We start from the raw sequence: 12,122 nt of genomic DNA, 5'->3' as shown, positions 1-12,122 counted from the left end.
CCGGCCATTGGCGCGACGTGCCGGTCGACTGGAGCGAGCAACCCGAGGCGCTGTGCGGCCAGCGCCAATTCCTGGCCGTCCTCGACGCCTGCGTCGAGAAACTGCCGGCGACGCAAGGGCGCGTCTTCATGATGCGTGAGTGGCTGGAGCTCGATACGGAGCAAATCTGCAAGGAATTGGCGATCTCCACGACCAACCTGTGGGTGCTGCTGCACCGCGCCCGGCTGCGCCTGCGCGAATGCCTGCAGGCAACGTGGTTCAACGCCGTGGGCAAGGCCGGAGGGCAGGCATGAAGTGGATGATCAACTGCAAGGAGGCCACGCACCTGGTGCTGCAGGGCGAGGACAAGGCCTTGTCGTGGTCGGACCGGCTGCGCCTGCGCATGCACCTGGCGATCTGCGCCGCCTGCCCGCGCTTCGTGCGCCAGGTGGCGGTGATGCGCATGGCGGTCGGCCGCTGGCGCGCCTACCGCGACGATGCCGACGGGCCGCCAGGCCCCTGAGGCCGGACGGGCTCAGCCCCCGATCGACAGCCCTTGCGCCGTTCGGGCCAGCAAGGCCCGCACGTCGGCCAGGTCCGGCCCCACATGGCGGTCGATGCGCCGGATGAACGGGCAGGTCAGCACCGCCAAGGCATGGCCGTAGGGGTCCAGCAGCGGCATCGACACGTCCGACACGCCGAACACCTGCTGGCTCTCGCCTTCCCAGTGGCCCCGCGAGCGGACCTGCGCCAGCAACGCAGCCCGTTCGCCCGCCGGCAAGGGCACTTCCCCCTCCAGCACCTCGTGCTCGGCCAGCATCTCGCTGCACCGCTCCTCCGACTGGAAAGCCAGCATCACATGGCCCGACGCGGTGTCGACCAGGTTGACCCGCACGCCCAGCCGGATCGACAGGCCCCAGTTGTTCGGGCTGGCCACCTGGGCCACGACCGTGAGATTGCCGCGGTCGTAGACCACCAGGTGGCAGGACTGCTCGGCCGCCTTGGCGAACGCGTCCATCGCCGGCTGCGCGCGGGCCACCAGACGGTCGAGCGGCGGGTGCCGGTGGGCCAGCACGAACAGCTTCAGGCCCAGCGCGTAGCGGTCGCCCTCGGGTGAGCGGGTCACGTAATGCCGGGCGACCAGCCGCTCGAGCATGCGATAGATCTCGCTCTGGCTGCGCCCCATGGCCTTGACGATCTCGGCGCGCGTCAGGCCCAGCGGCTGCTCGGCCAGCAACTCCAGGATGTCCAGGCCCTTGTCGAGCGCGGGGGCACGGTAGCGATCCGGGGCAGCGTCGTTTTCGGTGCTCACGTCAGGCGGGCATGGCGGTTGGGCGTTCAAGGATGGGGCCGACCAAGGGTTAGTACGGGCGGCCGCGGTTCGGCAGTGACTCTACAGTATTCATTCATGAACATCATGTTCGTATATGAACTAATGGTGGAAACCAGAATCCGCCAGGAGACGAGCGCGTGGGACGACTGCAAGGCAAGACGATTCTGATCACCGCCGCGGCGCAAGGCATCGGCCGCGCCAGCGCCATCGCCTGCGCGCGCGAGGGTGCCCAGGTGTTCGCGACCGACATCGCGGCCGAAGGCCTGGCCGCGCTGGCCGGGACGGCGGGCATTCAAACCCACCGGCTGGACGTGCGCGACCCCGCCGCCATCACTGCGCTGGCCGCCGAGCTTCCGCCACTGGACGGCCTGTTCAATTGCGCCGGCTTCGTGCACCACGGCACGGTGCTCGACTGCGACGACGCCGCGTGGGAGTTCAGCTTCGACCTGAACGTCAAGAGCATGCACCGCGTGCTGCGCGCCTTCCTGCCCGGCATGCTGGCCAAGTCCGCGCGTGAGCAGACCAGCGCCTCGGTGCTCAACATGGCCTCGATGGCCAGCTCGATCAAGGGCTTTCCGAACCGCTATGCCTACGGCGCGACCAAGGCCGCCGTGATCGGCCTGACCAAGGCGGTGGCGGCCGATTTCGTGAAGCAGGGGCTGCGCTGCAATGCGCTGTGCCCCGGCACGGTGGACACCCCCTCGCTGCGCCAGCGCATTGCCGCCGCAGCCGACCCGGTGCAGGCCGAGAAGGACTTCATCGCCCGCCAGCCGCTGGGCCGCCTGGCCACGGTGGATGACATCACGCCGCAGGTGGTCTACCTGCTCAGCGATGAATCGCGCTTCGTCACCGGGCAGGCGGTGCTGGTCGATGGCGGCGTGACGATCTGAGCCCCGGCATGACCGCTCCGCTGGTGTCGATCACGAACCTGAGCAAGGCCTTCGGGGCCGTGCGCGTGCTCGACCAGGTGCACTTCGAGCTGCTGCCCGGCGAGGTGCATGCGCTGATGGGCGAGAACGGCGCGGGCAAGTCCACGCTGATGAAGATCCTCGCTGGCGTCTACGCCAGGGACGGCGGCGAAATGCGCCTCGATGGCCAGCCCGTCGACATCGCGAGCCCGCGCGCCGCCCAGCAGCTGGGCATCGGCATCATCCATCAGGAACTCAACCTGATGAACCACCTGACCGCGGCGCAGAACCTGTTCATCGGCCGCGAGCCGCGCCGTTTCGGGCTGTTCCTCGACGAAGACGCGCTGAACGCGAAGGCCCGCGCCATCTTCGACACGCTGCACCTGCAGCTCGACCCGCGCACCGTGGTGGGCACGCTCACCGTGGCGCGCCAGCAGATGGTGGAGATCGCCAAGGCGCTGTCGTTCGACTCGCGCGTGCTGATCATGGACGAGCCCACCGCCGCGCTGAACGACGCCGAGGTGGCCGACCTGTTCCGTGTCATCGCAAAGCTGAAGGCGCGCGGCGTCGGCATCGTCTACATCTCGCACAAGATGGACGAGCTGCAGCGCATCGCCGACCGGGTGACCGTGATGCGCGATGGCCAGACGGTCGCCACCGTGGACATGGCCAGCACGCCGGTCGACCGGATCATCGCGATGATGGTCGGGCGCGAGCTGGCGGCCGGTGAGCATGCCGAGATCCCCGACAGCTCGTCCGCCGAGGTCGCCCTCGAAGTACGCCAACTGAACCGCGGCCGCGCGGTGCGCGACGTGAGCTTCACGCTGCGCCGCGGCGAGATCCTCGGCTTCGCTGGCCTGATGGGCGCCGGCCGCACCGAGGTCGCCCGCGCGATTTTCGGCGCCGACCGGCCGGACTCGGGCGAAATCCGCGTGCATGGCCGGGTCGTGAAGATCGGCGCGCCGGAGGACGCGGTGCGCCACGGCATCGGCTATCTGTCGGAGGACCGCAAGCACTTCGGCCTGGCCACCGGGCTGGATGTGGAGACCAACATCGCCCTGTCGAGCATGCGCCGCTTCGTGAAGGCGGGCTTCGTCGACACCGCCGCCACCCGACGCGCCGCGCAAGCCTACGTGCGCCAGCTGCAGATCAAGACGCCCAGCGTGACGCAACCGGTGCGCCTGCTCTCGGGCGGCAACCAGCAGAAGGTCGTGATCGCCAAGTGGCTGCTGCGCGACTGCGACATCCTCTTCTTCGACGAACCCACGCGCGGCATCGACATCGGCGCCAAGAGCGAGATCTACAAGCTCATCCGCGAGCTGGCCGCGCAAGGCAAGGCCATCGTGATGATCTCGTCGGAGCTGCCCGAGGTGCTGCGCCTGGCCCACCGCATCCTCGTGATGTGCGAGGGCCGCATCACCGGCGAGCTGAGCGGGCACGGTGCCACGCAGGAAGCCATCATGCAACTCGCCACGCGCCGCGAAACGCCCACCGCCCTGGCCCACACCGCCTGAGACTCCCCATGCCGCAGGACCTCTCCCTCCCCCACCCCGGTGCCTTGGCCCGTGTGAAGACCGCCTTGTTCAACCCCGCCACGCGCCAGAAGCTGCTCGCGTTCGCCAGCCTGATCGCGCTGATGGTGTTCTTCGGCTTCGCGTCGCCGAACTTCCTGACCACCGACAACCTGGTCAGCATCCTGCAGTCCACCGCCGTCAACGGCGTGCTGGCCATCGCCTGCACCTTCGTGATCATCACCGCCGGCATCGACCTGTCTGTTGGTACGCTGATGACCTTCTGCGCGGTGATGGCCGGCGTGGTGCTCACCAACTGGGGCATGCCGCTGCCGCTGGGCATCGCGGCAGCCCTCTTCTTCGGCGCGCTGAGCGGCTTCACCTCCGGGGTGCTGATCGCCAGGCTGAAGATCCCGCCCTTCATCGCCACGCTGGGCATGATGATGCTGCTCAAGGGCCTGTCGCTGGTGATCTCCGGCACGCGACCGATCTACTTCAACGACACGCCTGGCTTCACGGCCATCGCGCAGGATTCGCTGGTCGGCGAGCTGCTGCCTTCACTGCCGATCCCGAACGCGGTGCTGATCCTGTTCCTGGTGGCCATCGCGGCCAGCCTGGTGCTCAACAAGACGCTGATCGGCTGCTACACCTTCGCCCTGGGCAGCAACGAAGAGGCCGTGCGCCTGTCGGGCGTGAACGTCGTGTTCTGGAAGATCGTCGTCTACACGCTGAGCGGCGCGATCTGCGGCATCGCCGGCCTGCTGATCGCCTCGCGCCTGAACTCGGCGCAGCCGGCGCTGGGCCAGGGCTACGAGCTCGATGCGATCGCGGCGGTGGTGATCGGCGGCACGTCGCTGTCTGGCGGCACCGGCACCATCCTCGGCACCATCATCGGCGCCTTCATCATGAGCGTGCTCATCAACGGGCTGCGCATCCTCTCGGTGGCCCAGGAATGGCAGACCGTGGTCACGGGCGTGATCATCATCCTGGCCGTCTACACCGACATCCTTCGCCGCGGCAAGGCTTGAACCTTCTGGAGACAAACGAATGATCAAGAAAAGAACGCTGGTTGCCGCGCTCGGCCTCAGCACCATGTTGAGCCTCAGCACCCAGGCGCTCGCGCAAGAGGTCTACATTCCGCTCGTCTCCAAGGGCTTCCAGCACCAGTTCTGGCAGGCCGTGAAGACCGGCGCCGAGCAGGCCGCGAAAGACAACAAGGTCAGGATCTCGTTCGAGGGCCCCGAGTCGGAGGCCATGGTCGACAAGCAGATCGACATGCTCTCGGCCGCACTCGCCAAGAACCCCAAGGCGCTGGGCTTTGCCGCGCTGGACAGCCAGGCCGCCACGCCGCTGCTGAAGAAGGCGCAAGCCGCGAAGATCCCGGTCATCGCCTTCGACTCGGGTGTGGACAGCGACATCCCCGTCACCACCGCCACCACCGACAACAAGGCCGCGGCCGCGCTGGCCGCCGACAAGCTGGCCGCGCTGATCGGTGGCGAGGGCGAGGTGGCCGTGGTCGCCCATGACCAGACCAGCCGCACCGGCGTGGACCGGCGCGACGGCTTCGTCAACCAGATCCAGGCCAAGTACCCCAAGATCAGGATCGTCAGCGTGCAGTACGGCGGCGGCGACCACCTGAAGTCGACCGAGGTCACCAAGTCCATCCTGCAGGCCTACCCCAAGCTCAAGGGCGTGTTCGGCACCAACGAGGGCTCGGCCATCGGCGTCGTCAACGGTGCCAAGGAGATGAAGCGCAAGGTCGTGATCATCGGCTTCGATTCCGGCAAGCAACAGAAGGACGCGATCAAGGACGGCACCATGGCCGGTGCGATCACGCAGAACCCGGTGGGCATGGGCTACAAGACCGTCGAGGCCGCCGTGAAGGCGCTCAAGGGCGAGAAGCTGCCCAAGGTCATCGACACCGGCTTCTACTGGTACGACAAGACCAACATCGCCGACCCCAAGATCGCGGCTGTGCTCTACGACTGATCGCGACTGATCGGACTTCATCCAACCCGACGGACACCTCTCGTGAAACTGCTTCGATACGGCCCCAAGGGCCAGGAAAAGCCCGGCCTGCTCGCGGCCGACGGCACGCTGCGCGACCTCTCCGGCATCGTGACCGACATCGCCGGCGAGGTGCTCACGCCCGCCGGCATTGCGCGTTTGCGCGCCGTCGACCCGGCCAGCCTGCCGGCGGTGCCAGGCACGCCGCGCATCGGCCCCTGCGTCGGCCAGGTCGGCAAGTTCATCTGCATCGGCCTGAACTACGCCGACCACGCCGCCGAATCGGGCGCCACCGTGCCGCCCGAGCCGGTCGTCTTCAACAAGTGGACCAGCGCCATCGTCGGCCCGAACGACGACGTCGAAATCCCCCGCGGCTCGAGCAAGACCGACTGGGAGGTCGAACTGGGCGTGGTCATCGGCCAGGGCGGCCGCTACATCAGCGAGGCCGATGCGCTCCAGCATGTGGCCGGCTACTGCGTGGTCAACGATGTGTCGGAGCGCGAGTACCAGCTCGAACGCCACGGCACCTGGGACAAGGGCAAGGGCTGCGACACCTTCGGCCCGCTCGGCCCCTGGCTGGTCACGCCCGACGAAGTCCCCAACCCCGACGCGCTGGCGCTGTGGCTGGAGGTGGACGGCCACCGCTACCAGAACGGCAGCACCGCGACGATGGTCTACAAGGTGCCCTTCCTGATCAGCTACCTCAGCCGCTTCATGAGCCTGCAGCCGGGTGACGTGATCTCCACCGGCACACCGCCCGGCGTGGGGCTCGGCCAGAAGCCGCCGGTGTACCTGCGCGCCGGCCAGGTGATGCACCTGGGCATCGCCGGCCTGGGCGAGCAGCGCCAGCGCGTGGTGCAGGCATGACGACCATCCGCGCGCTGCGCGTGCTCGACGTGCGCTTCCCGACCTCGCAGCGGCTCGACGGGTCGGACGCGATGAACCCCGACCCCGACTACTCGGCCGCCTATGTCGTGCTCGAGACCGACACGCCGGGGCTGGCGGGCCACGGCCTGACCTTCACCATCGGCCGCGGCAACGACATCTGCTGCGCCGCCATCCGCGCGATGGAGCACCTGATCGTCGGCAAATCGCTGGCCTGGATCGCCGAAGACATGGGCCGCTTCTGGCGCCACATGACCTCGGACAGCCAACTGCGTTGGATCGGGCCCGACAAGGGCGCGATCCACCTCGCCACCGGCGCCATCGTCAGCGCCGCGTGGGACCTGTGGGCCAAGGCCGAAGGCAAGCCGGTGTGGGCGCTGGTGGCCGACATGACGCCGGAAGAGATCGTCAAGCTGATCGACTTCCGCTACATCACCGACTGCATCACGCCCGACGAGGCGCTGGCCCTGCTGCGCGAGCGCGCGCAGGGCAAGGCCGAGCGACGGGCCGATCTGGAAGCCAACGGCTACCCCTGCTACACCACCTCGGCCGGCTGGCTGGGCTATGGCGACGACAAGCTGCGCCGGCTGGTCAAGGAGGCCATCGACGCCGGCTTCTCGCACATCAAGATGAAGGTCGGCCGCGACCTGCAGGACGATATCCGCCGGCTGCGCATCGCCCGCGAAGTGGCCGGCCCCGAGCTCACGCTGATGATCGACGCCAACCAGGTGTGGGACGTCGACAAGGCCCTCGAATGGCTGCCTCACCTCGCCTTCGCACAGCCCTGGTTCATCGAGGAGCCCACGAGCCCCGACGACATCGAGGGCCACCGCCGCATCCGCGAAGCGATGAAGGGCAAGATGCAGGTGGCCACCGGCGAGATGTGCCAGAACCGCATCATGTTCAAGCAGTTCATCATGCGCGGCGCTGTCGACGTGGTGCAGATCGACGCCTGCCGCCTGGGCGGCGTCAACGAGGTGCTGGCGGTGATGCTGATGGCCGCCAAGCACGGCCTGAAGGTTTGCCCGCATGCCGGCGGCGTGGGCCTGTGCGAGTACGTGCAGCACCTGTCGATGATCGACTACCTGTGCATCGCCGGCACCAAGCAGGGCCGCGTGATCGAGTACGTGGACCATCTGCACGAACACTTCGTCGACCCCTGCGTGGTGCGCAATGCAGCCTACCTGCCGCCGAAGCGCCCGGGCTATTCGATCGAGATGAAGCCCGAGTCGCTGGCCCAGCACACCTGGCGGAGTTGAAGCCCATGTCACGCATCGACAGCCACCAGCATTTCTGGCGCTACGACGCGGCCGAGTTCCCGTGGATCGGCAGCGGCATGCAGGCCTTGGCCCGCGATTGGCTGCCTGCGGATCTGAAGCCCCTGATGCAGGCAAGCGGCATCGGGCGCTGCATCGCGGTGCAGGCGCGCACCTCCGAGGCCGAGACCGACTTCCTGCTGGCGCTTGCCGCCGAGCACCCGTGGATCGCCGGCGTGATCGGCTGGGTGGAGTTGCGCGAAGGCGACGTGGAACAGCGGCTCGCGCGCTGGCAAGGGCCATCCGCGCTGAAGGGCTTTCGTCACGTGCTGCAGGACGAGGCCGACGTGCCCGCCGTGCTGGCGAGCCCGGTCTTCCGGCGCAACGTGGCGGTGCTGCAAGCGCGCGGCCTGGTCTACGAGTTGCTCGTGCACGCGCACCAGTTCGAGGGCCTGGCGGACTTCTGCGCCGCGCTCGACGGCCACACGCTGGTGCTCGACCACCTGGGCAAGCCCGCGATCCGCGAGCCCGGTGACGAGGCCTTCGCCTCCTGGCGAGCCGCGCTGCAACCCGTGGCCGCACAGCCGCACGTGATGTGCAAACTCTCGGGCCTGGTCACCGAGGCCCGCTGGCGTGACGGCCGCCTTGACGGCCAGGCACCAGCCGATTTCCACCGCTACCTCGACACCGCACTCGAACTGTTCGGCCCGCATCGCCTGATGTTCGGCAGCGACTGGCCGGTGTGCTTGTTGGCACAGCCGCACGCTGGGGTGGTGCATTTGATCGACGGCTGGGCGCAACGCCTGTCGCCCGGCGAGCGCGAAGCCCTGTGGGCCGGCAACGCGCAGCGCTGCTATGACCTGACCTGAAAGACCCTGCGCATGGACCTGCACTTGAACGGCAAGATCGTCATCGTTACCGGCGGGGGCAGCGGCATTGGCGCGGCCATCGCGCTGCAACTCGCCCGCGAGGGCGCGGTGCCGGTGATCTTCGACCGCCAGCCCTTGCCACCTGCACTGCAAGCCGAATTGAGCAGCCTGTCGGCGAACACGAGCTTTCAGCAACTGGACCTCACCGACGAGGCCGCGTGCCGCGCCGCCATCGACGCCACGGTGGCTGCGCACGGCGGGGTCGACGGGCTGGTCAACAACGCCGGCATCAATGATGGCGTGGGCTTGAGCGCCGGCCGCGAGGCTTTCGTGCGCTCGCTCGAAGCCAACCTCGTGCACTGCTACCTGCTGGCCCATCTGTGCGAGCCACTGCTGAAGGCCCGCGCCGGCGCCATCGTCAACATCGCCTCCAAGACCGCCCTCACCGGCCAGGGCGGCACCAGCGGCTACGTGGCGGCCAAGGCCGGCCTGCTGGGCCTCACCCGCGAGTGGGCTGCCTCGCTCGCCCCCTTCGGCGTGCGCGTCAACGCCGTGCTGCCGGCCGAGGTGATGACGCCGATGTACGAACGCTGGCTCGCCAAGCGCCCCGACCCGGCCGCGACGCTGGCGCAGATCACGGCCCGCATCCCGCTGGGCCAGCGCATGACCACGCCGGAAGAGATCGCCGATCTGGTGGTGTTCCTGCTGTCCGATCGCTCGTCACACACCACCGGCCAGTGGCTGCACCCGGACGGTGGCTACGTGCATCTCGATCGGGCGCTGTGATACGACAAGGGCGCCCGACGGCGCCCTTGTCATGCAGTTGCGGCGACGGGATTCAGCGCACTGCCGCGGGCGGAATCGCTTTGCCGGTATCGACGTAGTACGTGACCCAGGGCGGCGCCGACAAGACTTCGCCGCTGTCCATGACGAACTCGCTGTGGTCCATCACCCAGCGGATCTTCGTGCCCTCGTCGCGCAGCGGCGTCCAGCGCCGGTTTTGCACGAAGTCGCCGGGCCGCACTCGCTGCCACCAGAGGTCGTGCCCATCCAGGCCCCAGGACGTGATGGGGTCGTGGTATTCCAGCCCGGTGTCCAGGTACTTCAGCAGCCGTTCACCGGTGCCATTCTTGTAGAGGTTTGTGAAATAGGGCGTGTTGGTGCCGATCGTGGCGCCGGACTGCCACGAGCGCGCCGCCTGCCTCATCGTGCCAAATCCCGCTGTAGGTGCGGTCTTGACGAACATCGAGGTGCCCACGCGTTGCGGTAGCCCGCCCGACCAGTCGGCCACCATCCACGTCTCGCCCGCCGTCTTGGCGTCGGTTGACAGGCGCGTCTGAGCCCGCTGAAAGCCGGATACGTCCATCACCCACCAGCCATCTGGGCTGAACGACGCGGGAAAGCTGTGGCCAGTGCCCATGAAGGCGACCGCACCGTCAAGGACCGTCACCACATCCTGGCCCGGCGCCCGATAGTCGGTCGGCCAACTCGCTTCGCTGGGGCCGGCAATCTGGACGCCGGGCAGCAGATCGCTCATCGGCGGGCGCAGAGACATGGCCAGCCGCTTGCCGATGTGACCCTCGTCGTCCGGCGAACCGAACGGCGTTGACTGCCCGTCCTGGCAGCCACCGAAGAACTTGTCTTCGCCCATCTCGATGATCTGCGCCTGGCCGTGTGGCAGGTCGCGCACCAGCACCTGTTCGGTCAGCAGTCGTTCTTCGAAATCGCCGCAGCTGTCGTTGCCCGACCAGTTCAGGTATGAGAATGGCTCGTCGAGCGTCACCAGGCGGTAAGAACCGTTGTCGACGACTTGACCACTGCGGGCGCCGGCGCCGCTGACCACGCGCGCCTGCTGCGTGCCCTTCCAATCGATGAGGTACGTAACGCCGCCGCCGTAGTAGGCAACCGGCTTGGCGATGGACGCCGCCGCGGCGGTAAGCGCCGCGGCGGCAAGAACAAATCGGGACCGCTTCAAGGTGACTCCCTCGTGGTGGTTCGATGATCGGTGCTGCTTCCGACACTCACATGACAGGTGTTCGGTGCATGTGCAACGCACCGACGTCGGTGCGCTGCGGATTCTCCCGTTTCGACACCGGTTGCCAGGGCCCCAGACCGTCAAGCTTCGTCACGCCTGCCCAATTTTGTGGAGGGCTGGAGGCGCTCACGTTCAGGCGATCTGCCCCTCTGCCTGCCCGGCATCCCGACCTCGGTGTGCAACGGCGACCCGCAACGCCTCACGCACGCCATCGCCCATCAGCGCCAGCGGCATGCTCGGCTGCCCTGGCTGACCCGCGGCCTGCTCGGGCAGCAGCGGCAGGTGCATGAAGCCGGCGCGCACGGTGAGTTCGTCACGCAGCGCGTGCATCAGCGCGTAGAAGACGTGGTTGCAGACGAAGGTGCCGGCTGACTGGGACACCGAGGCGGGAAAGCCCGCCGCGCGCAGGCCGGCGACCATGGCCTTGATCGGCAGCGTTGCGAAGTACGCCGCCGGGCCGTCGGCGGCCACTGGTTGGTCGATCGGCTGTGCGCCGGCGTTGTCGGGGATGCGGGCATCGTCGACGTTGATCGCGATGCGCTCGATCGAGAAGTCGCATCGGCCGCCGGCCTGGCCGAGCGCCAGCACCCAGCGCGGTTGTGCCTCGTCGATCAGGCTGCGCATCAACGCGGCCGCATTGCCGAAGCAGCAAGGCAGGCAGCGCGCGACCACGCGCGCGCCTGCGATGCGCTTGCCATCGAGCGAGCGCGCCACCTCCCAGCTCGGGTTGATGGCCTCGCCGCCGAAGGGCTCGAAGCCGGTGAGCAGGATCGTCAGGTCAGGATTCATCGACGAAACCATACCCGCCGCCGCCCGGCGTGTCGATCACGAACACGTCACCGACCCCCATCTCGACCGATGCGATGTGAGGCAGCGGCTCGACTCTCCCGTCGGCCCGCTCGACCCGGTTGGCGCCGAGTGCACCCGGCTCGCCGCCGGCCATGCCGAAGGCCGGGTGGATGCGGCCGTTGCTGAGGATCGAGGCGGTCATCGGCGCCAGGAAGCGCACGCGCCGCGTGCCGCCATCGCCACCGCGCCAGCGCCCTGCCCCGCCCGAGCCGGTACGGATCGCATAGGAATCGAGCCGCACCGGGAAGCGGAACTCGAGCACCTCCGGGTCGGTGAGGTAGGAGTTGGTCATGTGGGTCTGCACGACTGCCGTGCCGTCGAAGCCCGGCCCGGCGCCCGAGCCGCCCGAGATCGTCTCGTAGTACTGGTGCTTCGCGTCGCCGAAGGTGAAGTTGTTCATCGTGCACGGCCCCGAGGCCATCACGCCGAGGGCGCCGTACAGCGCGTTGGTCACGCACTGCGAGGTCTCGACGTTGCCGGCCACCACGGC

14 protein-coding genes are annotated in these 12,122 nt (G+C 68.1%); 10 read left to right on the top strand and 4 right to left on the bottom strand.

Annotated elements, in window-relative coordinates:
- Both VJ693_RS08410 and VJ693_RS08405 read left to right on the top strand, forming a co-directional pair.
- A partial coding sequence (locus VJ693_RS08410) for a sigma factor-like helix-turn-helix DNA-binding protein (RefSeq protein WP_324153224.1) occupies window positions 1-293 on the top strand: 293 nt, incomplete at its 5' end.
- Window positions 290-502 (top strand): zf-HC2 domain-containing protein, encoded by a 213-nt coding sequence (locus VJ693_RS08405; protein ID WP_324153223.1) that lies wholly within the window; start codon window positions 290-292, stop codon window positions 500-502. The genes VJ693_RS08410 and VJ693_RS08405, both read left to right, overlap by 4 nt.
- Before the next feature lie 12 nt (window positions 503-514).
- Here the strand turns inward: VJ693_RS08405 and VJ693_RS08400 are convergent, their stop codons facing one another.
- Window positions 515-1,291, bottom strand: a complete 777-nt coding sequence (locus tag VJ693_RS08400) for an IclR family transcriptional regulator (RefSeq protein ID WP_324153221.1) — start codon at window positions 1,289-1,291, stop codon at window positions 515-517.
- 158 nt (window positions 1,292-1,449) lie between these two features.
- Between VJ693_RS08400 and VJ693_RS08395 the strand changes: the two genes are divergently transcribed.
- The 8 genes from VJ693_RS08395 (at window position 1,450) to VJ693_RS08360 (ending at window position 9,534) form a co-directional block, all read left to right on the top strand.
- Complete coding sequence (locus VJ693_RS08395) at window positions 1,450-2,202, top strand: SDR family oxidoreductase (protein WP_324153220.1); 753 nt, start codon at window positions 1,450-1,452, stop codon at window positions 2,200-2,202.
- A gap of 8 nt (window positions 2,203-2,210) precedes the next feature.
- Entirely contained in the window at window positions 2,211-3,734 is a 1,524-nt protein-coding gene (locus VJ693_RS08390) for a sugar ABC transporter ATP-binding protein (RefSeq protein ID WP_324153218.1), read from the top strand.
- An 8-nt stretch (window positions 3,735-3,742) separates the two neighbouring features.
- Window positions 3,743-4,759, top strand: coding sequence for an ABC transporter permease (locus tag VJ693_RS08385; RefSeq protein WP_324153216.1), 1,017 nt, complete (start codon window positions 3,743-3,745; stop codon window positions 4,757-4,759).
- A 64-nt stretch (window positions 4,760-4,823) separates the two neighbouring features.
- Window positions 4,824-5,720, top strand: coding sequence for an ABC transporter substrate-binding protein (locus tag VJ693_RS08380; RefSeq protein ID WP_414652244.1), 897 nt, complete (start codon window positions 4,824-4,826; stop codon window positions 5,718-5,720).
- A gap of 42 nt (window positions 5,721-5,762) precedes the next feature.
- Entirely contained in the window at window positions 5,763-6,605 is an 843-nt protein-coding gene (locus tag VJ693_RS08375; protein WP_324153214.1) for an ureidoglycolate lyase, read from the top strand.
- On the top strand, window positions 6,602-7,882 hold the full coding sequence (locus VJ693_RS08370) for an L-fuconate dehydratase (RefSeq protein ID WP_324153212.1): 1,281 nt from the start codon (window positions 6,602-6,604) through the stop codon (window positions 7,880-7,882). The genes VJ693_RS08375 and VJ693_RS08370 overlap by 4 nt, the downstream gene beginning before the upstream one ends.
- Window positions 7,883-7,887: 5 nt before the next feature.
- On the top strand, window positions 7,888-8,748 hold the full coding sequence (locus tag VJ693_RS08365) for an amidohydrolase family protein (protein ID WP_324153211.1): 861 nt from the start codon (window positions 7,888-7,890) through the stop codon (window positions 8,746-8,748).
- Between the two features lie 12 nt (window positions 8,749-8,760).
- The gene (locus VJ693_RS08360; RefSeq protein ID WP_324153209.1) at window positions 8,761-9,534 is read left to right on the top strand and encodes an SDR family oxidoreductase; all 774 of its coding nucleotides are present in this window, start codon (window positions 8,761-8,763) and stop codon (window positions 9,532-9,534) included.
- A 52-nt stretch (window positions 9,535-9,586) separates the two neighbouring features.
- Here the strand turns inward: VJ693_RS08360 and VJ693_RS08355 are convergent, their stop codons facing one another.
- From VJ693_RS08355 to VJ693_RS08345, 3 genes are all read right to left on the bottom strand, one after another.
- Window positions 9,587-10,723 (bottom strand): hypothetical protein, encoded by a 1,137-nt coding sequence (locus VJ693_RS08355; RefSeq protein WP_324153208.1) that lies wholly within the window; start codon window positions 10,721-10,723, stop codon window positions 9,587-9,589.
- Window positions 10,724-10,915: 192 nt separating this feature from the next.
- The gene (gene pcp / locus VJ693_RS08350) at window positions 10,916-11,572 is read right to left on the bottom strand and encodes a pyroglutamyl-peptidase I (RefSeq protein ID WP_324153206.1); all 657 of its coding nucleotides are present in this window, start codon (window positions 11,570-11,572) and stop codon (window positions 10,916-10,918) included.
- Window positions 11,562-12,122 (bottom strand): hydantoinase B/oxoprolinase family protein (locus VJ693_RS08345; protein WP_324153204.1); only part of this gene is annotated, 561 nt, incomplete at its 5' end. The genes VJ693_RS08345 and pcp, both read right to left, overlap by 11 nt.

The organism is Ideonella sp., assembly GCF_035254525.1.
Taxonomy (GTDB): Bacteria; Pseudomonadota; Gammaproteobacteria; order Burkholderiales; family Burkholderiaceae_C; genus Ideonella.
Note: the sequence above shows the minus strand (reverse complement) of the source record. Positions and strands in the feature narration are given on the sequence as shown.

What these genes read in the sequence shown, in the direction of transcription:
- VJ693_RS08365 (WP_324153211.1), top strand. Translation starts at nt 7,888, where the DNA reads ATGTCACGCATCGACAGCCACCAGCATTTCTGGCGCTACGACGCGGCC.
- pcp (WP_324153206.1), bottom strand. Translation starts at nt 11,572, where the DNA reads ATGAATCCTGACCTGACGATCCTGCTCACCGGCTTCGAGCCCTTCGGC.
- VJ693_RS08405 (WP_324153223.1), top strand. Translation starts at nt 290, where the DNA reads ATGAAGTGGATGATCAACTGCAAGGAGGCCACGCACCTGGTGCTGCAG.
- VJ693_RS08390 (WP_324153218.1), top strand. Translation starts at nt 2,211, where the DNA reads ATGACCGCTCCGCTGGTGTCGATCACGAACCTGAGCAAGGCCTTCGGG.
- VJ693_RS08360 (WP_324153209.1), top strand. Translation starts at nt 8,761, where the DNA reads ATGGACCTGCACTTGAACGGCAAGATCGTCATCGTTACCGGCGGGGGC.
- VJ693_RS08370 (WP_324153212.1), top strand. Translation starts at nt 6,602, where the DNA reads ATGACGACCATCCGCGCGCTGCGCGTGCTCGACGTGCGCTTCCCGACC.
- VJ693_RS08385 (WP_324153216.1), top strand. Translation starts at nt 3,743, where the DNA reads ATGCCGCAGGACCTCTCCCTCCCCCACCCCGGTGCCTTGGCCCGTGTG.
- VJ693_RS08380 (WP_414652244.1), top strand. Translation starts at nt 4,824, where the DNA reads ATGTTGAGCCTCAGCACCCAGGCGCTCGCGCAAGAGGTCTACATTCCG.